Genomic DNA, 21,955 nt, shown 5'->3' on the forward strand with positions numbered 1-21,955 from the left:
ACCCGCATAGCGGGTGGTTTATTTGTCTCGCACCTTACGGAGCGAGACGGACTAATAGTCACATAACAAAAAAAGCCCTTCGGATAAAATCCGAGGGGCTTAAAACGTTGTTAAATCAACGGCCGAACTTTTGAATTTCAAGGTTCGGGATAAAATAGTTCACTGAACTATTTTATTTTTTAAGGTTGTAGAATGATTTCAATCCACGGTATTCAGCTACTTCACCAAGTTGGTCTTCGATACGAAGCAATTGGTTGTATTTAGCGATACGGTCTGTACGTGAAAGTGAACCAGTCTTGATTTGTCCTGCGTTTGTTGCAACTGCGATGTCAGCGATTGTTGAATCTTCAGTTTCACCTGAACGGTGTGATACAACAGCAGTGTAACCAGCTTCTTTCGCCATTTCGATAGCGTCGAATGTTTCTGTAAGAGTACCGATTTGGTTAACTTTGATAAGGATTGAGTTAGCAGCACCTTCTGCAATACCTTTTTCAAGGTAAGAAGTGTTTGTTACGAAGAAGTCGTCACCAACCAATTGAACTTTACCACCAAGACGTTCAGTAAGAGCTTTCCAACCGTCCCAGTCGTTTTCGTCCATACCATCTTCGATAGTGATGATTGGGTATTTGTTTACCAATTCTTCAAGGTAGTCGATTTGTTCTGCAGCAGTACGTACAGCAGCGCCTTCACCTTCAAATTTAGTGTAGTCGTAAACTTTACGTTCTTCATCATAGAATTCTGATGATGCACAGTCAAATCCGATAAAGACATCTTTACCTGGAACATAACCAGCAGCTTCGATAGCTGCAAGGATAGTTTCAACACCGTCTTCAGTTCCTTCGAAACGAGGAGCGAATCCACCTTCGTCACCTACGGCTGTTTCAAGACCACGAGATTTAAGGATTTTCTTAAGAGCGTGGAAGATTTCAGCACCCCAACGAAGAGCTTCTTTGAATGTAGGTGCACCAGCAGGTACGATCATGAATTCTTGGAAAGCGATTGGAGCGTCAGAGTGAGAACCACCGTTGATGATGTTCATCATTGGAGTTGGAAGAACTTTAGTATTGAATCCACCAAGGTAGCTGTAAAGTGGGATTTCAAGGTAGTCAGCAGCAGCACGAGCTACAGCGATAGACACACCAAGGATTGCGTTTGCACCCAATTTACCTTTGTTAGGAGTACCGTCAAGTGCGATCATAGCACGGTCGATAGCTTGTTGGTCACGTACATCGTAGCCGATGATAGCTTCAGCGATGATGTTGTTTACGTTGTCAACAGCTTTTTGTGTACCAAGACCACCGTAACGAGATTTGTCACCGTCGCGAAGTTCAACTGCTTCGTGTTCACCAGTAGAAGCTCCTGATGGAACCATACCACGTCCGAAAGCACCTGATTCAGTATAAACTTCTACTTCAAGTGTTGGGTTACCGCGTGAGTCTAGGACTTCGCGAGCGTAAACATCAGTAATAATTGACATTTTTTACTCTCCTTTGAGTTAAATTTTTTACACCTCTATGATACCTCAAAAATAAGCGTTTTTCAAGAAAAAACGTTATCTTTGTGCAAATTTTCCTTAACTTTATAAAGTAATCGCTTTCTTTTTGTCTGTTTTCTCGCGATTTTTGTGATATACTATTTTTATGACAGATTTATCAAAACAACTACTAGAAAAAGCTCATGGTGGGCCGAAATTAAACCCTGACGAACAACGCCACTATCTCGGCACTTTCGAGGAAAGAGTTCTTGGCTATGCGGATATTAATACTGCCAATAGTCCTGAATTAGAACATGGATTTTTCTCTATTTTAGAAAGTTTTCAAGAAAAGGTAGAGGAACTTTTTGTGAAGATCTCACCAAATATCGAGTTTGACAAACAGGTCTTTTACTTAAAACAAGCAAAGGAAAGCAACTGCCAGGCGACTATTGTTTCAGACGATCATATCACTTCTCCTTTCGGCCTTGTCATTCACACGAACGAACCTGTTCAAGTAGATGAAAAGGACCTTAGACTTGCATTCTCAAATCTCTGGGAGGAGAAAAAGACAGAAACTCCTAAAAAATCCATCTGGAAAAAATGGTTAGGTTAATCCTTCCTCATATTTAATAAATGACCGATATTAGTAGCTGTGTGTTCCAAATAGAAACTTGCATTTTTCAAACTATCTTCCAAAGGTTCACTTTTCTCTAAAATTGAAAAGGCTGCTTGTATATTTTCGAATGGTAGGGGAGGTAAATCCTCGGAAAGACTACCACAAATAGCGATAACTGGAACTCCTTCAGGAGTTCTTTTTGCTACACCGATAGGAGCTTTTCCAGCAAGGCTTTGACTGTCCAGTATACCTTCTCCAACGATAACCAGGTCGGCACCTGCAACTTTCTTATCAAAGTCAATCAAATCCAAGCAAGTATCAATCCCAGATACGATACAGGCCTCAGCAAAGGCACATAACCCAGCAGCAATCCCACCACCAGCTCCTGCTCCTTTAAGAGATAGGGTGGAAGGTGAGAATTTTTCATAGAACTCCTGTATAGCCAGATCTACCGTCTCAAACAAAGCAGGATCCAAGCCCTTTTGTTTTCCAAATGTATAGGTCGCTCCTTGATGACCACATAAAGGGCTCACGACATCTGCTAAAATGCGAATTTTTACATCTTCAGGAATCCTATATAGGTCATCTTTGGAAACTGATTCAAACTCAAGCAAAGTCTGACCGCAAGCTGGCAATTCTTTTCCATTCTTATCATAAAAACGATAACCTAAACCAGCAGCAATGCCTATCCCACCGTCATTACTAGCCGTACCACCAACCCCGATATAGATTTCTTTCATCCCTTGATCAATGAGATGGCGAATCAATTCTCCGATACCGCGAGTTTGGATGTGGAGAGGGTTTCGTTTCTCCTGCGGAATCTTTCCAAGACCAACCAAGTCAGCAACTTCGAAGAGCGCTATTTGATCTTTTTGAAAGTAGCGCATTGCTTCTTTCTGACCAAAGGGTCCCGTCACCTCTTGCCATTTTTCTTCGAGTTCAAGAGAATGGCGAATAGCATCTACAGTTCCTTCCCCACCATCACCAACAGGACAGAGCAGACATTTTACATCCGATATTGACTGTTCGAAGCCTTTTTTTATAGCTTGAGCGACCTCTTCTGCTGTCAAACTTTCTTTAAAAGAATCAGGTGCGATTACAATTTTCATAGTTCCCTCTCATTCTAAGAAATCAATCAAAGGAAGAACTTCCAAAAAATCCCTCGTATCTACATGACAAGCTATCTCTGCTTTTACGACCTCTTTGGCACAAAAGGCTATACCGTGGCCTGCTGTCTTTAACATCAAGAGATCATTGGCACCATCACCGATAGCAATCGTTCTTTCTTTGGGTAGTTCTAATTCCTTTCTCCATTTCTCAAGAGTAGCATTTTTTACTTGACCTGTCACAATTTCACCAACTAATTTTCCTGTTAAAAAACCGTCTTTGACTTCCAACTGGTTAGCAGAGAAATAGGAGATACCAAGGGATTCTGCCAATCTCTCAACTATTGGTGTAAAGCCACCAGACACTAGACCGACTAGAATGCCCTTCTTTTGAAGAATGGAGATAAATTCTTGAGCATTCTTGGACAGGTGAATGGATTTGAAGACAGTATCAAAGACCGAAATCGGAAGACCTTTTAATAAAGCCACTCTTGCTCTTAAACTTGTTTCAAAATCCAATTCACCTCGCATTGCCTGGCTTGTAATCTGCGATATTTCTTCTTCGCAACCTGCTTCTTTTCCTAAAAGATCAATCACTTCTTCTGCTATCAAGGTACCGTCAACATCCATTACACAGAGCCCCATTAGTTGAGTCATCACTTCTCCTCTTTTCTAAACAGCCCAAAAATCGTATGAAAGAATCATACGATTTTATCTATTAGTTGACTAAACTATGGTACAAGTCCAGGTAAGATTTGCAGGCTGTATCCCATGAGAAATCGCATTCCATAGCTTGTTTTTGTAGATTTTTCCAAACGTCCGGCTGGTACTTATAAACATCCAAGGCTGTTTGGAAACTCCAGTTAAGCCAGTAAGGTGTTAAATTGTCAAAGCTAAATCCAGTACCAGTTCCTTCGATAGGATTGAAGGATTGAACCGTATCACGCAAGCCACCCACTTCATGAACCAATGGTAGAGTTCCATAGCGCATAGCCATCATTTGTGACAAACCACATGGTTCAAAACGACTTGGCATGAGGAAGAGGTCACAAGCTGCATAAATTTCTTGAGCGAGCTTGACGTCAAAAGTGATATTTGCTGATAGTTTGTCAGGATAGACTTGCGCAAACCAGGAGAAGGAATGTTCAAAAGCCGGGTCACCTGTTCCTAAAAGGACTATTTGAACGTCCTCTTGTAAGAAACGATGCAAGCTCTCTACAACAACATCAAAGCCTTTTTGACGGGTCAAACGAGAGACAATCCCAACTAGAGGAACATCTGCTCGGACAGGTAACCCAACTCTCTCTTGCAATTTTGCTTTATTTTGTGCTTTTCCAGACAAATCTTCCTTATCAAAATGATAATCTAAAAGTGGGTCTGTTTGAGGATTATAAAGATCTGCGTCAATACCATTGACAATACCTGAAACCTTACCTGACTCCATCCGAAGAATCTGATCCAAACCGCAACCAAACTGACTGGTCATAATCTCATGTGCATAGCTAGGGGAAACGGTTGTGACACGATCTGCGTATAGGATACCAGCCTTCATCCAGTTAAGGCAATCATTCCAGCGAAGGGTGCCATCAGCATAGCGTTCAAACCCAACACCGAACAAATCCCACAACATTCCTTCAGAAAATTGACCTTGAAATTCCAAATTGTGAATGGTTAAAACGGTTCTGATTCTTTGATATGCCTGAATCCAATGGTACTTTTCTTTTAACAAGAAGGGAATCATAGCTGTGTGGTAATCATGAACATGGAGAAGGTCAGGGATAAAGCCGATGCGTTCCATGGTTTCAAGAGCAGCCAGTTGGAAAAAGGCAAATCGTTCACCATCGTCAAAATCACCGTACACATGGCCACGGAAAAAATAATATTGATTATCAATGAAGTAGAAGGTAACCCCATTCAAGACCGTTTTTTTAATACCACAGTACTGTCTACGCCATCCTACACTAACTTCAAAGTGGAGAACATCCTCTATCTGGTCGCCAAACTTAGCTTCTACCATATCATAATAAGGTAAGAAAACTGCAACTTCGTGCCCTGCTTTTACAAGTGATTTAGGAAGGGCACCAATGACATCGCCCAAACCACCTGTTTTTGAAAAGGGTGCTCCCTCTGCTGCTACAAATAAAATTTTCATGAGTAAATGTCCTCTGTTACTGTTTCACCCTTCTTAACTACAACTGGATGTTCTGCTGTGCCTCGAATGACAACACCGTCCGCAACCTCAACACCTTTGTCTAGAATGGCATATTCAACCTGGGCTCCTTGACCAATCACAACACGAGGGAATAAAATGCTGTCTTTCACCACACTATCTTTGTGAACATAAATGTTACGAGATAGGACTGACTGAACTACTTCACCCTCAATGATACTACCAGAAGCAAACTGAGAAGTACTTACTTTTGAAGTATTCGCATAGTAGGTTGGTTCTTCATTCTTAACCTTGGTATAAATCTTTTGGTTAGGTGAGAAGAGAGAGTAGAATTTTTGAGACTCCAACATATCAATATTGGCTTGATAATAGGATTGAACGGAGTGAATATTGGCTAGATAGCCCGTGTATTCGTAAGCAAAAGCACCTTCTTTTACAGCTAAATCGCGGAGTACATAGCGTAATTTTTCTGGATATTCTTTTTGAACTTCTTCTTCAAGTCGTTCAATCAACCACGGAGTATCAACGACGAATATATCTGTAGACATGTTGAAAAGTTCATCTGTTGATTTGGCATCAAAAAGTTTATGAGAAAGAACATGGTCTGTTTCATCCACTTCCAAGATGGCATTAACATCTGAAATATCCTTTTTAGGTAATTTCTTATAAACAACTGTAATCGGACGACCGGCAGTAGTATGTAAATGGAATACTTGATTGAGGTCAATATTCACCACGATATCACAGTTAAGTGCAACCGTCTGATTTGATCCTGAACGTTTCAAATAAGTGAGAAGCTGTTGGTAATATTCTTTCCCAACTGTGCTACTTTCAACACGCGTATTATAAATACCTAGATAGTAGTGACTGAGAAGGGTAGATAAGCCCCACTCACGTCCTGAACGAATATGGTCAAAGACTGAACTGATATTGTCTTGTTGGAAAATTCCAAAGACACTACGAACACCAGCATTTGCAAGGCTAGAAAGAGGGAAATCAATTAAACGATATTTTGCTCCAAATGGCAAGCTAGCCACCGGACGGTGTTCTGTTAACGTTGACATATCATGAAAACCAACGGTGTTTCCTAAAATGGCTGAATATTTATCAATCTTCATCTGATGCTACCCCCACTACTTCATTGTATCCTACTACTTGTACTTCGTCTGTTCCATCAATTTCGACACCTTCAGAAATAACAGCACCCTCACCAATAATGGCACGTTTAATTTTTGCACCTTTTCCGATAATGGCACCACTCATGATTACAGAGTCTACTACTTCAGCACCCTCACGTACTTGCGCTTCTGTTGAGAGAATGGAATGCTTAACAGTTCCATCCACGAGACAGCCATCCACAACTAAAGAATCTTCTACATGAGCGTGTTTTCCAATAAAGTTTGGTGGTGAAATCAAGTTCCGTGAGTAGATTTTCCACTGACGATCACGACTATCCAAAGCGTTGTTTGGATCAATGTATTCCATATTGGCTTCCCATAGAGACTCGATAGTACCAACGTCTTTCCAGTAACCCTTGAATTCATAAGCATAGACACTTTCACCAGACTCAAGGTAATTTGGAATAACGTTTTTACCAAAGTCTGACATATCTACCTTGTTCTTTTCAGCAGCAACAAGCATATTGCGGAGACGTTTCCAATCAAAAATATAAATCCCCATTGAAGCCTTTGTAGACTTAGGTTGAGCAGGTTTTTCTTCAAATTCAACGATACGATTGTTTGCGTCAGTATTCATGATACCAAAACGGCTAGCTTCTTTGAGGGGTACATCCAAGACAGCTACTGTCAAACTGGCATTGTTGTCCTTGTGAGATTGGAGCATGTCATCATAGTCCATCTTGTAGATGTGGTCACCAGAAAGGATCAAAACATATTCTGGATTGATACTGTCGATGTAGTCAATGTTTTGGTAGATAGCGTGGCTAGTTCCTTCAAACCAACGATTTCCCTCGCTTGCAGAGTAGGGTTGAAGGATGGAAACACCTGTGTTAATACCATCTAGTCCCCAGCTCGAACCATTTCCGATATGGTTGTTCAAGGCAAGAGGTTGATACTGCGTAATAACACCGACGTTGTGAATCCCAGAGTTAGCACAGTTTGAAAGAGCAAAGTCAATGATACGGTAGCGCCCACCGAATTGCACTGCTGGTTTGGCAATGCTTTGAGTGAGTTTTCCGAGACGTGTTCCTTGCCCACCGGCAAGGATCAAAGCTAGCATTTCATTCTTCATTTTCTACTCCTTTTTGGGTTTTATTTGTGACAGTTTTAGTTGGTTTCAAGCGACGTTTAATCTTCCAGATACTTGCTCCCATAGCTGGCAGGGTAAAAGTCAAGGTCTGCTCATAATCCTTCCATAATCCTTCTTGAGTTTGAACCGTTTGGTTGTATTCTTTCCAGACACCACCCCATTGTTCCAATTCTGTATTCCAAACTTCTTCATAAACTCCTGCGACAGGAAGTCCGATTGTAAAGTCTTTTCGTTCAACAGGCGCCATATTAAAGACACAGACTAGCATTTCACCCTTTTTACTCTTACGAATAAAGGAAAGGACACTCTGATCTCTATTATCCGCATCGATAATTTCGATGCCATCGTAGCTGGTGTCAATTTCCCAAAGGCAACGGTGCTCTTTATAGAATTGATTGAGTTGAGAAGTGAAGTACTTCATCTTAGCATTCATTGGATCTTCCAAGTTAGACCATTCTAGCTGTTCCTCAGACTTCCACTCTAAGAACTGACCATATTCGCTTCCCATGAACAAGAGTTTCTTACCTGGATGACAAATTTGATAGGTGTAAAGATTGCGCAAACCTGCAAATTGATTGTATCGATCTCCCCACATCTTGTGCATCATGCTTTTCTTACCATGTACGACTTCATCATGCGAGAATGGTAAGAGGTAGTTTTCATTGAAAACATACATAAAGCTGAAGGTCACAAGATTAAAATCATACTTGCGATAAATTGGATCTTCCTCGTAGAAACGGAGAATATCGTTCATCCAGCCCATATTCCATTTATAGTCAAAGCCAAGACCACCCATTTCTTTCATGCCAGTAATCTTTGTTGCTGATGAACTTTCTTCTGCAATCATCATGATATCTGGATGAGCTAACTTAATCACTGTGTTTAAACGTTGAAGGAAATAATAACCTTCATAGTTAAGGTTTCCACCGTCTTTGTTTGGAGTCCAAGGAGCATTATCATAATCTAGGTAAAGCATATTGCTCACTGCATCGACCCGAATACCATCTAAGTGGTAAAAATCAATCCAGAATTTAATACTTGAAATCAAGAAAGACTGGACCTCATTTTTCCCGAGGTCAAAATTCAGCGCACCCCATCCATAGTTGTGAGCCTTGTTGTGATCTTGGTATTCAAAAGTTGGTGTGCCGTCATAATATGCTAATGCATCATCATTAATAGTGAAATGGCCTGGCACCCAGTCTACGATAACACCGATATTATTTATATGACACTCTTCAACGAAATCTTGGAATTCCTCAGGTCTGCCATAGGAATGTTCAAAAGCAAAGTAACCCATAAGCTGATAGCCCCAGCTCAAGCCAAGTGGGTGAGCCATTAATGGCATGAACTCAATATGTGTATAGTTCATCTCAACTAAGTATGGAATCAACTCGTCTTTCAGTTGCGAAAAAGTATAGGGACTACCGTCTGGATTTCTCTTCCAAGATCCTGCATGGGCCTCGTATATATTAACTGGTCTCTCGAAAAATCCCAAACGCTTGCGACGTGCTAGCCAAAGACCATCTTTCCATTTCTTTTCACGGATATTGGTCAGAACTGCTCCTGTACCCGGTCTAGCTTCAAAATAAACTGCCAACGGATCAATCTTCATAATCTGGTGACCATTTGCACGCGTGATATGATATTTATAAATCTGACCTTCCTGAGCCTGACTAGTAAAGACTTCCCAAACACCTGCTTCATTACGAACCATAGGAATTTGATTCTCGACCCAATTAGTAAAATCCCCAACTAGATGAACTGCTTGTGCATTTGGTGCCCAAACCCTAAAGGTATAGCCTATTTCTCCGTTTTTCTCCTCTCTATGTGCTCCTAAATAATGCTGGAGGTGAAAGTTTTCACCTGTAGTAAAGGTTCTTAATGCTTCTTGATTATTCATTCGATCCCCTCTCTTTTGTAAGCGTTTTCTATAATTCTATTATACACTCTTTTAAGATAACTTTCAAGTAATTTACGAAGAAAATCATATTTTTTTATGAAAGTCTTCAAAAAATTACCGAGCATTTTAAAAAAGATATCTCGAAAATAGAATACGAAACAATTTCCATATATTTTTTTATTATAATACCAGAATATTCGTTTTTTAACAATTTTAAACTGTATTTTTTTGAAAAAAATAAAATCAGGAAATCGATTTCCTGATTTTATATATTATTTTACATCAAATACAATGGATTTAACATTTGTCATCGCTTCGATACTATATTTAATTCCTTGCACTCCTGCTCCAGAACCTTTTACACCAAGGAATGGGAAATTATCTGGTCCGCGTTGTGTTTTATTATTAATATGAACGGTTCCCACTTCAAGTTTCTCAGCGATTTCAAATGCCTTCTTAAAGTCATTTGTAAAGACAGAGGATTGAAGACCAAACTCAGATTCATTGGCAATTGCTACTGCTTCATTCGCATCTGCGACACGAATAATTGGTAGAACAGGTCCAAACGGTTCCTCCCATGCCACTTTCATATCTTTTGTAACTTGGTCAAAAAGCACTGGCCAGAGAAGATTGTCTTCACGCTTGATTGGTGTAAGAGCCTGAGCACCTTTTTCTTGTGCATCTTCAATCAAGTCCCAGATGAAATCAGCTGAAGCGTTATCAATAACAGGTGTGATATCAGCATTGTCAAATGGATCACCGACTGTTAGCTTAGCGACTTTAGCCTGGAGCAATTCGGCTAACTTGTCTGCTACGCTTTCTACAACTAAGACACGTTTGATAGCGGTACAGCGCTGACCAGAGTAGCTAAATGCACCACCTACGATTTGATTGGCTGCATTTTCCAAATCTGCATCTTCTAAAACGATTGCTGCATCTTTCCCGCCAAGCTCCAGCATAACTGGGCGCATACCAGCTAAACGACCGATACGCTCACCAATCGGTGTTGAACCTGTAAAGTTAATGAAGTTCACTTCCTTGTGTTCGATGATGTAGTCTCCGATCTCAGAACCACGTCCAGTGATGGTGTTAAAGACACCTGCTGGAATTCCGGCTTCGTCAAATGCTTTAGCTAGCAAGAGACCAGAAATAGATCCTTGCGTTGGTGGCTTAAACATAACAACATTCCCTGCAATCAAAGCCGGAGCAATCTTGGATCCAGAAAGGTTGACTGGGTAGTTAAATGGCGCAATAGCTAAGACAACTCCAACTGGCTCACGACGGACAACGGCTAGTTTGTTTTTACTTGCAGCTTCAAAACCGCCACCTTCCATCGCTTGTCCAGTAATACGGATACCTTCCTCAGCAGCAAAACGGATCAAATCTGCTGTACGTACTACTTCTCCAATGGCTGCTTTAATCCCTTTTGCAACCTCTTTGGCAAGAATTGTACCAATTTTTTCTTTATCACGTTCCAAAATATCTGCTGTCTTATGCAAATAGGCTGCACGCTCAACTGGTGCTAAATCACGCCATGCGGGGAGAGCTGCACGCGCAGCTTTCATAGCCTCATCTACTTCAGCCTGACTCATAGCAGGTACTGTGCCTAGTTTTTCTTGATTGATAGGAGAATAGATCGTAATCTCGTTCTCTGATGATTTCCATTTTCCATTCACTAAATTCTGATAATTTGTCAAATTCTCTTCCTCCCGAAAATGATTAAAACTTATTTTATCAAATTTTCAGAAAATTACAACCCTTTTTGTGAAAATATTGATATTTTTTTCACAAACTTGATTCTTCAAATTATTTGAATTTTATTCCTATTAGATAATATTGGTTTTTCAATAAAAATCAAAAAAGGTCTAGTTAATCTAAACCTTTTTAGAACATTAATTTACGAGAGTACTTTTAAGACTACGACACTGGTATCATCAATCACATTTGATTCTTTAGAACGACTATTAGACACCAGCATTTCAAGATTTCCTGCATTCTCAAAGTAGAAGGAAGTCCCCTTCGCATTAAAGACTACCAATAAGTGCTCTGGTCCACCGTGAATTTCGTAAACAATCCACCCACTATTTTCAGCAGCTGTATGGACGAAGACATGGCGATAAACTTCTTCGTATGTAGGATGAGAGAAGGCGCTGGTCTGTGTTTTGAGGCGAATAATCTGACGGATAAAGTCAATGCTCTCTTTTCTCTCATTGATTAAATCCCAGTTGACCTGGTTGACACTATCTGGAGCATTGTAACTATTCATGGCACGTTCTCTATCTGCCGCAGTCAGCTCCCCGTTTTCACCAGTGGCAAGGAGTTTAGTGCGGCCAAATTCTTGCCCCAACTCTATAAAGGACATCCCTTGCATGAGAATGCTCATCGCTGTTGCTGTCTCAACCTGGCGCATAATCTTATCTGAACTGTGATTTGGATGAAGGGTTACTAACAAATCATGCAAGTTGTAATTATCATGGGCTTCCACATAGTTAAGGACTTGGTTTGGGCTAAGATATGAGCCCAACTCTCGACTACCAAGAATAGCTTTGGCTACAATCGGTTCTGTAGCAGCACCACTAACAAATCCTGCCTTGATTGAGCCATAAACTTCTCCTCCTTTGACCGCATCTCGCTGATCATCATTGAAGAATCCAATATTTGGCATCTGATAGGCGTTGTCCTTCTTGGCCTTATCATAAGGTGCAAGACCTGTCCCCATATCCCAACCTTCTCCATAAGTGAGAATACGTGGATCAACTTCATCAAGTGCCCAACGAATTGCCTGCATGGTTTTAACATCGTGAATTCCCATCAAGTCAAAACGGAAACCGTCAATATTGTATTCTTTCACCCAATAAAGGAGTGAGTCAATCATATACTTGCGGAACATTTCGTGTTCACTCGCGGTTTCATTTCCTACTCCTGTGCCGTTTTGGAAGGTTCCATCTGGATTCATACGATAGTAATAATCAGGAACAGTTGTTTGAAAAGGAGCATCAACCGTTGAGAAGGTATGGTTGTAAACGACATCCATAATGACACCGATTCCTGCATCATGATAAGCCTGAATCATGGTTTTGAGATCTCGAATAACCTGTCCAGGATCATCTGGATTACTAGAGAAACTTGTTTCTGGTGCGTTGTAGTTTTGAGGGTCATAACCCCAGTTATAGGTTACATTTCCATCCTCATCATATTCCTTATGGCGATCAAAGATTGGTTGAAGTTGAACATAATTACAACCGAGCGCTTTGACATAGTCAAAGGCAGTTGTTTGACCATACTGGTTAACCGTTCCAGTCTGGGCAGCCCCAAGGAAGGTCCCTCGAAGGTTTTCTGGAACTCCAGATGTCGGTGATTTTGTAAAATCACGAATGTGCATCTCACAGATAACGGCTTTACATGGGTTCTCCAAACGCCAAGGAGCATCTGTCCCATGTTTGACTTTGAATCCTTCTACTTGTCTATCTTGCTGAGAGAGGATAACAGAACGTTTCCCGTCAGAACTTGTAGCGATAGTGTAAGGATCTCGTGTCAAAGTCTGGTGGTGCGGAAACTCAATCTGATACTGATAGGCTTTACCTGCAAGATTTTCATCCAGGTCTACACTCCAAACACCAATAGTATTGTACTTATGGCTGTATGAATAGCTATTCCCACGCTCAAGATTAAAGGTTTTCCAAATCGGCGCGTCGTTACTTGTATTTTCATAAACAACCACTTGGACTGCTGTAGCTGTTGGAGCCCAGAGTTTAAAGCTTGTCTGGTAGTCTGAGATACTATAACCTAACTCTCCTTGGTATCCCCAATGATGATCAAAACTTTCACTGTGAAAGGCTTTATCAAAAGCAAACGGATTTTGATCTTTATAGTAAGAACTTGCAATGGCTGGATTTTCTGAATAATAAACTGTCTCATCACCATCCAAAATCCAAACCTCAGTCAACAGTGGATAATGGTTAAACCGTAGGAGATAGTCCTTTGTCTTTCCATCTATTTCGACAGAAAAGGTCAGAGTATCGAGCCTTTCTGCACTTGTAACTGTAAAGGAGAATTTTGCTCCAAAATAGTCATTTTCATAATACAAATTTTCTTTAATATCCGCCTGTTTTCTACTGAATGAACAAGCGGCATAATCCCCATTTTTTCGGTGAAAATGGATGACTACAGGGTAACTATACATTTCTTTTCCTAATTCCTAATTTCAATTTAAATTTCTTATGTGGTGCTGAAGAATTTAACGGGAAATTCAGCACAATAGAGAATAGTTTTAATAGATATAAAAACACATCAGGAGAGATAGTTCCATACTATCTAACATCTAGTTCTCAACTATTCTTTACGAACTTTCTAGCCAGGCCTCATCGCGAATCTCGATACCAAGTTCTTGCGCTTTTTGGAGCTTGCTTCCTGCATCTGCTCCTGCTACGACAAGATTCGTTTTCTTAGAAACACTGCCTGTGACTTTGGCACCAAGACTTTCGAGTTTACTTTTGGCTTCAGAGCGAGTGAGGCGTTCCAATTTCCCCGTTAGCACAACGGTCAAACCTGACAAGGCCGCATCCGCTACTAGTGTCTGTCCTTTGTAGTCCAAATTAACTCCAGCTTCTTTCAACTCGTCTAAGAGAATCTTCGACCCTTCTGTAGCAAAATAAGTCTGAAGGCTTTGTGCAATTACATTACCCAAGCTCTCGATACTTGCTACTTCCTCTGGATCAGCTTGGGCTAGATTTTCAATAGAGTGGAAATGTTGGAGCAAGAGTTGGCTAGCCTTGCTTCCGACATGGCGAATTCCCAGACCAAACAAGAGCTTTTCAGCAGAGTTTTCCTTGGATGCTTGAATAGCCTGATACAGTTTAGAAGCAGACTTTTCCTTGACGCCCTCTAAAAGGAGGAAATCATCTTCTTTCAAACGGTAAATATCTGCCACATCCTTGACTAAATTGGCAGCAAAAAGCTTTTCAACGATAGATGGACCAAGTCCTGTAATATTCATGGCATCTCGAGAGGCAAAGTGAATCAAACCTTCCATGATTTGGGCAGGGCATCGTGGATTGATACAACGAAGAGCCACTTCATCTTCAAAATGAAGCAAGTGACTGTCACAACTTGGACAATTAGTCGGAATATTTAGTTTTTCTTCAGAAACACGCTTAGACTCTACCACACGCAAAACAGCAGGAATGATGTCTCCAGCCTTATAAACGATAACCGTATCATCTTTGCGGATATCCTTTTCAGCAATATAATCTACATTGTGCAGTGTTGCACGGCTAACAGTTGTCCCAGCAAGCTGAACAGGTGTTAGATTGGCAGTCGGGGTCACAACACCCGTACGACCTACTGTCCAGTCAACTGAAAGGAGTTGAGCTTCTTTTTCTTCAGCGGGAAATTTATAGGCGACTGCCCACTTGGGTGCTTTAACGGTAAAACCGAGTTCTTCTTGACCTGCTAGGTCATTGACCTTGATTACCACCCCATCGATATCGTAAGGCAGTTTCTCCCGTTCTTGTCCTACTTCTTGGATAAAATCCCATATCTCATCTATGCTTTTAGCCAAAATTCGTTTAGGATTAACTACAAAGCCAAGCTGTTCAAGATGCTTCAAGACCTTTTCTTGGCTATCACGAGTAGAAGGGCTGGCTTCTTGATAGAGGAAAGTGGCAAGATTACGCTTGGCCACTACTGCTGTATCCAACTGACGGAGGGTTCCTGCAGCTGCGTTACGAGGATTAGCGAATTCAGGCTCTCCATTTTCTTGGCGGTCTTGGTTGACCTGATCAAACGAAGCGCGTGGCATGTAACACTCTCCACGAACAGTGATATCAAGTTCTTCTGGTAAGGTCAAAGGAATGTCCTTGACGCGCTTGAGATTTTCAGTGATATTCTCACCAACTGAACCATCTCCACGTGTTGCACCGACTACCAAAATTCCCTTTTCATAAGTTAGCGAGATAGACAAACCATCGATTTTCAGCTCGCAAATATAGGTCGGTTGGGGTAATTCCTTTCGAACACGCGCATCAAAAGCTTCTAACTCTTCACGTGAAAAAGCATCCTGCAAACTATAAAGAGGATACTGATGACTGTATTTTTCAAAACCATCTAAAACCTTACCACCAACACGATGGGTCGGACTGTCCGCTAAAACTTGATCTGGATAGGCAGCTTCCAACTCGACTAACTCTCGGTAGAGGCGATCATACTCGCTATCTGAAATCGAGGGATTGTCACTCGTATAGTACTCGGTCGCATAGCGGTTAAGTAAGGCAACTAACTCATTCATTCTTTCATTCATAATCCCATTTTACCACAAAGCAAGCCCTCCTCACAATAGAGAAGGACGGAAAAATGATTCGTAGTGAAATATTTTCTAAAAAAAAAGAAATTATAACTCTTTTTTAAAATGACTTCGCACGTAAATGAGGGAGAAACAAGACAGGACAATAACCCCGCTTCCAATGATCAGAAAAGAAGAGAGATGTACACTTGGTAGCACCGTCATAAGGCCTTTTGCAATCGGCATAAATAGGATGGCTAATGTAAAAATTGTGCTTAGGACTCTGCCCAAGTATTCTCCCTCAACCTTGGTTTGCACCTGAGTAAAAAAGTGAATATTAAAAATCGTCATAAACAGTTCACAAACTAAATTTCCAGAAAAGGAAAGAAAAGTTGGTAGTGGTAATCCCATCATAAAAACTCCAACTCCAGTCAAAGCCAATAGAATCAAAAGATTATAAACACTTGCCTTTATTTTACTAGCTAGAAGAGCTCCGATAATCGAACCAATAGCGCCCATAGTTAAAATAGTTGCATAAGCTCCTTCTACCCCATAAAGACGATTTGAAAAGGGGAGGAGAAATTCAAAAGCTGCAAAAAAGAAATTAACACTGGAAGCTACTAACAAAAGAAAAAAGATCTCTTGCTGGTGCCAGATATAGCCAAGTCCTTCTTTCATATCAGAAAAAATATTTTTCCAGCAGAAAGTCCTTTTCACTTGTTCCTGAGTCTCTTTTTTGGGAAGTAAAGCTACTAAGGTAAATGCAATGAAAAAACTAATGGCATCTAAAACGAGCGTCATATGGAGACTGGCGAATTGTAAAACGATGAAAGACAGTACAGGGGAGCTAACGCCTACAACCTGCAAAACGAGCTCTAAGCGAGCATTGTAGGTCACAATCTCGCCTTTCTCTACAACCTCAGTTATAAAGGCTTTATTGGCTGTACGAGAAAATGCAAAGGCAACCGCCTGAACAATATTGGCAAAAATCAATGCAGCAATCATCAAATTATCATTTCTGATAAAAGAAATAGCCAAACAGAGAAGGCCGCAAACCAAGTCCGTCGTCATCAAAATTTTGCGACGCGAAAAGCGGTCTGAAATCACTCCGCCAAAGGGATTGACCAGAATCGATGTGACGAGTTCAGAAATCTGATAAATTCCAAGAACAGTCTGTCCTATCGTTCCCATTGATGCCAGCCAAACACTGTTTCCATAATCATAGAGCATATTTTCTATCTTATTAATCGCACCACGACTAATCAACTGGATTGCATGTCGATTCATATAAAAAGCTCCTCTCAAATTTTGAAACTATTGTATCAAAACTGAAAGGAGTTCCTTCATATTTCCCTTATTTGGGAAATTTAAGCATTTACAAATTTTTCATAATGTTCCTGATAGTAAGCCACTTGCTCTGGAAGTCCAAGCACATCAAAAATATGCATAGCCTCCTGCATCTGACAACAACCCTCTTCTTTCAGGTCTCTCTGGTAGAGAGCAAAACCTTTGAGATAATGAAAGATATTGCGCTCATAAAGCTTGATACCATTTCCAATCAACTTCTCCACATAGTCCTCAAAATAGTCCGCATCCGCAAAGGAACGGTTCTCCAAACAATGCTGGTAACAGTTAAGAGCTAAAATCAAAACGAGTTTACGATGCCGACCAATTTCCTTGTAGTACTCTTCCCGCTCCATGACTTCTCTGCCAATCCGAGCTACATAGTCCACATTGTAGAAAGTATAGAGATTACCGAAAAGAATCAACTCATACATAGTCCATTCTTCTGTTTGAAAAAGATAATCTGCTACCTTTTCCAAATCACTCTGACTCATCGAGTAATGAGCATCTCTTTGACAAATAAGGCCTTGTAGCAGAATCCAATTCAGCTCAAAATAGAAGGGATTGGTCGAACTCTTCGCTTTCTGTAGTTGTTCTTTTTGAAGCTGTTGAAAACCTGCAATATCATTTGAGTAGTAAAGCGGAATAATCTGCGCCATCAAGGCAACGTGTTCATGATTTTGAAAATCCCTAGCCTTGTCCATGAAATTTTCAATGGTCACATGAATATTGTCCAAAATCTCAAAGAACCGAGAAACTGCTAAATCAGACTCCCCAAGCTCGAAGCGAGATAACTGAGAGATTGAACACGATTCACCTGCCGCCTCTTTTAAGGAATACTTTCCACTTGTTCGAAATTCACGAAATACCTTTCCAAGATGTTCCATTTATTACACCTGCTCCGATAATTCTTCCCACTCAAGCATGGCTTCTTCCTGACGATGGCTAATTTTGTCCAGTTCAGTCTGAAATTCCATGAGCTTTTCAGCATCATTGGTTTCCAGCATTTTTTCAGAAATGGCTTGACTTTGAGTTTCTAACTCTTCAATTTCAGCCTCTAAACTTTCGATTTGTCGCATGAGCTTACGGGCTTCTTTCTGACTTTCTTTCTGAGCTTGGTAGTCATTAACTGGACTTGTTTCTTTTGCTTGATTACTAGTTGAAGCTTCTTCTGTCTGAGTCATTTCTACTTCTGCTTTCTTTTCAACATAGTAGTCATAATCTCCAATGTAGAGGGTTGAACCACTCTCAGACAATTCCAGTACATGAGTGGCTACACGATTGATAAAGTAACGGTCGTGGCTGACAAAGAGCAAAGTCCCATCAAAATCAATCAAGGCATTTTCCAATACTTCCTTACTATCAATGTCCAAGTGGTTGGTCGGTTCGTCAAGAATCAGGAAGTTATTGTTTTCCATTGAAAGTTTTGCAAGAAGCAAACGAGCTTTCTCGCCACCTGACAGCATCCCGACTGACTTTTTAACATCATCTCCTGAGAAAAGGAAGGCACCAAGGCGGTTGCGGATCTCAACTTCTGGAGTTAGTTTAAAATCATTCCAGAGTTCATCCAGAACAGTATTACTTGGTGTCAACTTGCTTTGAGTCTGATCATAGTAGCCAACCTCAACATTAGCACCAAATCGCTTTTCTCCCTTGATAAAAGGAATCTGGTCTACTATAGACTTGATAAAGGTTGATTTGCCAATACCATTTGGTCCGACAATCGCAACAGCGTTCATCTTACGAAGGTCTAGATTGATTGGCTCTGAAAGTATTTCCCCATCATAACCAATGGCTGCATTTTCAACTGTCAAAACGACATTTCCCGACGTTTTTTCAGACTGGAAGGTCATGTTGGCTGATTTCTTACCAGCTTCTGGCTTGTCCAAACGCTCCATTTTTTCCAATTGTTTCCGGCGAGATTGGGCACGTTTGGTCGTTGAAGCTCGGACTAGATTTCGATTAACAAAATCCTCTAGTGCTGCAATTTCCTTCTGCTGCTTTTCATAGTTTTTTGCTTCAGTTGCTAGCTTTTGCTCCTTTAACTCAACAAAACGAGAATAATTTCCCACATAGCGATCCAAAGAATGCTTGGTCAAATCTAGCGTAATCGTCGCAACCTTATCCAAGAAGTAACGGTCGTGGCTGACAATAATGAGCGCACCGCTATAGTTCACCAAGTAATTCTCTAGCCAGGCAATGGTTTCAATATCCAAGTGATTGGTCGGCTCATCCAAGACCAAGAGATTGGGCTTTTCAAGGAGCATTTTGGCAAGTGCTAGACGAGTATTTTGACCACCAGAAAGCTCGTCAACTTTCATCTGCCACATAGACTCGTCAAACTTGAATCCATTTAAGATAGCACGGATATCAGCTTCGTAGGTGAAGCCACCAGCCTGACGGAAATTCTCTGATAAACGATCATAATCCGCCATCAGTTTATCCAGATCTTCACCAGACTTTTCACCCATCTCCAGTTCCATCTGACGAAGTTGCTTCTCAGTCCGACGCAAGTCATCAAAGACGTGAAGCATTTCATCATAGATGGTATTTTCAGACTCAAAACGGCTATCTTGGGCCAGGTAAGACAGAGAAACATCTTTTTTCTTATTGATTTCTCCACTGGTTGGCTCCTCTTCTCCAACCAAAATCTTCAAAAGAGTGGACTTACCTGCCCCATTTTTCCCAACAAGAGCAATTCGGTCTCGTTCATCTACTTGCAGGTTGATATGTTCAAAGAGAACCTCTCCAGCAAAAGATCGTTCAATTTTATTAGCTTGTAAAATAATCATACATCTATTTTACTATCTTTTTCTCTTTTGCACAATTACGATAGAAAAAGTTCGAGTTATAAACCCGAACTATTCATCTTCTTTTTCATTAGAAAGCGTATTGGGCTGTTCTTCTACAATGAAATAAAAGTAAATTTCCTACATTTTAAGTTATGCTAACGTTTTACTAAAATGTCAAATAGTGATATAATGAAAGCGATTAAAGTAAATAAACAAAGGAGACACTCTATGACTTACCAAGAAAATTATCAAAAATGGGTCGATTTTGCCGGCCTTCCCGACTATCTTCGTCAAGATTTAGAAAACATGGACGAAAAAACAAAAGAAGATGCTTTCTACACCAATCTTGAATTTGGTACTGCAGGTATGCGCGGCTTGATCGGTGCAGGTACAAACCGCATCAACATCTATGTTGTTCGTCAAGCAACTGAAGGATTGGCTCGTTTGATTGAGTCAAAAGGTGGAAACGAAAAAGAACGCGGTGTTGCAATTGCCTACGATAGCCGCCACTTCTCACCTGAGTTTGCCTTTGAATCTGCTGCAGTTCTTGCTAAACACGGTATCAAATCTTACGTATTTGAAAGCCTTCGTCCAACTCCAGAACTCTCATTTGCAGTTCGTCACCTCAACTGTTTTGCAGGTATCATGATTACTGCCAGCCATAACCCTGCTCCATTTAACGGTTACAAGGTTTACGGTGAAGACGGTGGACAAATGCCTCCACACGATGCAGACGCTTTGACTACTTATATTCGTGCTATCGAAAATCCATTCGCTGTCGAAGTTGCTGATGTCGAAGCTGAAAAAGCTTCTGGCTTGATTGAAGTTATCGGCGAAGCTGTTGATGCAGAATACCTCAAAGAAGTCAAAGACGTAAACATCAACCCAACCTTGATTGAAGAGTTTGGTAAAGACATGAAGATTGTCTACACACCACTTCATGGTACTGGTGAAATGTTGGCCCGTCGTGCTCTTGCACAAGCTGGATTTGACTCAGTTCAAGTCGTTGAAGCACAAGCAACTCCAGACCCAGACTTCTCAACTGTTAAATCTCCAAACCCAGAAAACCAAGCAGCCTTTGCACTTGCTGAAGAACTCGGCCGTCAAGTTGGTGCTGATGTTCTTGTGGCGACTGACCCAGACGCTGACCGTGTTGGTGTTGAAGTGCTTCAAAAAGATGGGAGCTACCTCAACCTTTCAGGTAACCAAATCGGTGCTATCATGGCTAAATACATCTTGGAAGCTCATAAGAGTGCTGGAACTCTTCCTGAAAATGCTGCTCTCTGCAAATCCATCGTATCAACAGACTTGGTAACGAAGATCGCTGAAAGCTACGGCGCAACCATGTTCAACGTTTTGACTGGCTTCAAATTTATCGCAGAGAAAATCCAAGAATTTGAAGAAAAACACAATCACACTTACATGATGGGATTTGAAGAAAGCTTCGGTTACTTGATTAAACCATTCGTGCGTGATAAAGACGCCATCCAAGCCGTTCTTGTCGTTGCTGAACTTGCTGCCTACTACCGTTCACGTGGTTTGACACTTGCTGATGGTATCGAAGAAATCTACAAAGAATACGGCTACTACGCTGAAAAGACCATCTCTGTTACCCTTTCTGGTGTCGATGGTGCAGAACAAATCAAAGCAATCATGGCTAAATTCCGTAACAATGCTCCGAAAGAATGGAACGCTACAGCTATCACTGTTGTAGAAGACTTCAAAGCTCAAACTGCTACTGCTGCTGATGGTACTGTGACAACTTTGACTACTCCTCCAAGTGATGTGTTGAAATATACACTTGCTGACGGTTCATGGATTGCAGTTCGCCCTTCAGGTACAGAACCAAAAATCAAGTTCTACATCGCAGTTGTTGGTGAAAGCAACGAAGATTCACAAGCTAAGATTGCTAACATCGAAGCGGAAATCAATGCGTTTGTGAAATAACACTCTATAAAGATGAGATAAACTAGTCTCATCTTTTTTTCGTATCAAATCTAAGCAA

At 40.9% G+C, this 21,955-nt stretch carries 15 protein-coding genes; 2 read left to right on the forward strand and 13 right to left on the reverse strand.

All coding sequences use genetic code 11. The annotated features are described in order from the left end of the window. Positions 1 to 172 precede the first annotated feature (172 nt). Complete coding sequence (gene eno / locus M1F56_RS07945) at positions 173 to 1,477, reverse strand: surface-displayed alpha-enolase (RefSeq protein ID WP_000022823.1); 1,305 nt, start codon at positions 1,475 to 1,477, stop codon at positions 173 to 175. A gap of 163 nt (positions 1,478 to 1,640) precedes the next feature. Here eno and M1F56_RS07950 point away from each other — a divergent pair, with 163 nt between their 5' ends. Further along, positions 1,641 to 2,087 carry a DUF1694 domain-containing protein gene (locus tag M1F56_RS07950; RefSeq protein ID WP_247917370.1) on the forward strand — a complete coding sequence of 149 codons (447 nt, stop codon included), beginning with the start codon at positions 1,641 to 1,643 and terminating at the stop codon, positions 2,085 to 2,087. Here M1F56_RS07950 and M1F56_RS07955 read toward each other — a convergent pair. The 12 genes from M1F56_RS07955 to M1F56_RS08010 all read right to left on the reverse strand — a co-directional run bounded on the left by M1F56_RS07955 (position 2,084) and on the right by M1F56_RS08010 (position 19,950). Next, positions 2,084 to 3,199, reverse strand: coding sequence for a glycerate kinase (locus M1F56_RS07955; protein ID WP_247917371.1), 1,116 nt, complete (start codon positions 3,197 to 3,199; stop codon positions 2,084 to 2,086). The two genes, M1F56_RS07950 and M1F56_RS07955, sit on opposite strands and share 4 nt — an antisense overlap. 9 nt (positions 3,200 to 3,208) lie before the next feature. Next, on the reverse strand, positions 3,209 to 3,853 hold the full coding sequence (gene serB / locus M1F56_RS07960) for a phosphoserine phosphatase SerB (RefSeq protein WP_247917372.1): 645 nt from the start codon (positions 3,851 to 3,853) through the stop codon (positions 3,209 to 3,211). A 61-nt stretch (positions 3,854 to 3,914) separates the two neighbouring features. Then, complete coding sequence (gene glgA / locus M1F56_RS07965) at positions 3,915 to 5,348, reverse strand: glycogen synthase GlgA (RefSeq protein ID WP_247917373.1); 1,434 nt, start codon at positions 5,346 to 5,348, stop codon at positions 3,915 to 3,917. Beyond that, positions 5,345 to 6,484, reverse strand: a complete 1,140-nt coding sequence (glgD, locus tag M1F56_RS07970) for a glucose-1-phosphate adenylyltransferase subunit GlgD (RefSeq protein WP_247917374.1) — start codon at positions 6,482 to 6,484, stop codon at positions 5,345 to 5,347. The genes glgA and glgD overlap by 4 nt, the downstream gene beginning before the upstream one ends. Then, a complete protein-coding gene (locus tag M1F56_RS07975; protein ID WP_000787257.1) occupies positions 6,474 to 7,616 on the reverse strand; it encodes a glucose-1-phosphate adenylyltransferase in 1,143 nt (380 codons plus the stop codon). The genes glgD and M1F56_RS07975 overlap by 11 nt, the downstream gene beginning before the upstream one ends. Further along, positions 7,606 to 9,534 carry a 1,4-alpha-glucan branching protein GlgB gene (gene glgB, locus M1F56_RS07980; RefSeq protein ID WP_247917375.1) on the reverse strand — a complete coding sequence of 643 codons (1,929 nt, stop codon included), beginning with the start codon at positions 9,532 to 9,534 and terminating at the stop codon, positions 7,606 to 7,608. Before glgB ends, M1F56_RS07975 begins: the two co-directional genes overlap by 11 nt. 272 nt (positions 9,535 to 9,806) lie before the next feature. Beyond that, the gene (locus M1F56_RS07985; protein WP_247917376.1) at positions 9,807 to 11,231 is read right to left on the reverse strand and encodes an NADP-dependent glyceraldehyde-3-phosphate dehydrogenase; all 1,425 of its coding nucleotides are present in this window, start codon (positions 11,229 to 11,231) and stop codon (positions 9,807 to 9,809) included. Between the two features lie 200 nt (positions 11,232 to 11,431). Beyond that, positions 11,432 to 13,717, reverse strand: a complete 2,286-nt coding sequence (pulA, locus tag M1F56_RS07990; protein ID WP_247917377.1) for a type I pullulanase — start codon at positions 13,715 to 13,717, stop codon at positions 11,432 to 11,434. Between the two features lie 156 nt (positions 13,718 to 13,873). Then, positions 13,874 to 15,832, reverse strand: coding sequence for an NAD-dependent DNA ligase LigA (ligA, locus tag M1F56_RS07995; RefSeq protein WP_247917378.1), 1,959 nt, complete (start codon positions 15,830 to 15,832; stop codon positions 13,874 to 13,876). Positions 15,833 to 15,922: 90 nt separating this feature from the next. Next, entirely contained in the window at positions 15,923 to 17,101 is a 1,179-nt protein-coding gene (locus M1F56_RS08000) for an MFS transporter (RefSeq protein ID WP_247917379.1), read from the reverse strand. A gap of 80 nt (positions 17,102 to 17,181) precedes the next feature. Further along, positions 17,182 to 18,045: a MutR family transcriptional regulator gene (locus tag M1F56_RS08005; protein WP_247917380.1), complete on the reverse strand. Its 864-nt coding sequence runs from the start codon at positions 18,043 to 18,045 to the stop codon at positions 17,182 to 17,184. Positions 18,046 to 18,048: 3 nt separating this feature from the next. Continuing rightward, positions 18,049 to 19,950: an ABC-F family ATP-binding cassette domain-containing protein gene (locus M1F56_RS08010; RefSeq protein ID WP_247917381.1), complete on the reverse strand. Its 1,902-nt coding sequence runs from the start codon at positions 19,948 to 19,950 to the stop codon at positions 18,049 to 18,051. Positions 19,951 to 20,178: 228 nt separating this feature from the next. Here M1F56_RS08010 and M1F56_RS08015 point away from each other — a divergent pair, with 228 nt between their 5' ends. Beyond that, a complete protein-coding gene (locus M1F56_RS08015) occupies positions 20,179 to 21,897 on the forward strand; it encodes a phospho-sugar mutase (protein ID WP_007522008.1) in 1,719 nt (572 codons plus the stop codon). Positions 21,898 to 21,955 lie beyond the last annotated feature (58 nt).

Source organism: Streptococcus oralis, from assembly GCF_023109005.1.
Lineage (GTDB): Bacteria > Bacillota > Bacilli > Lactobacillales > Streptococcaceae > Streptococcus > Streptococcus oralis_BU.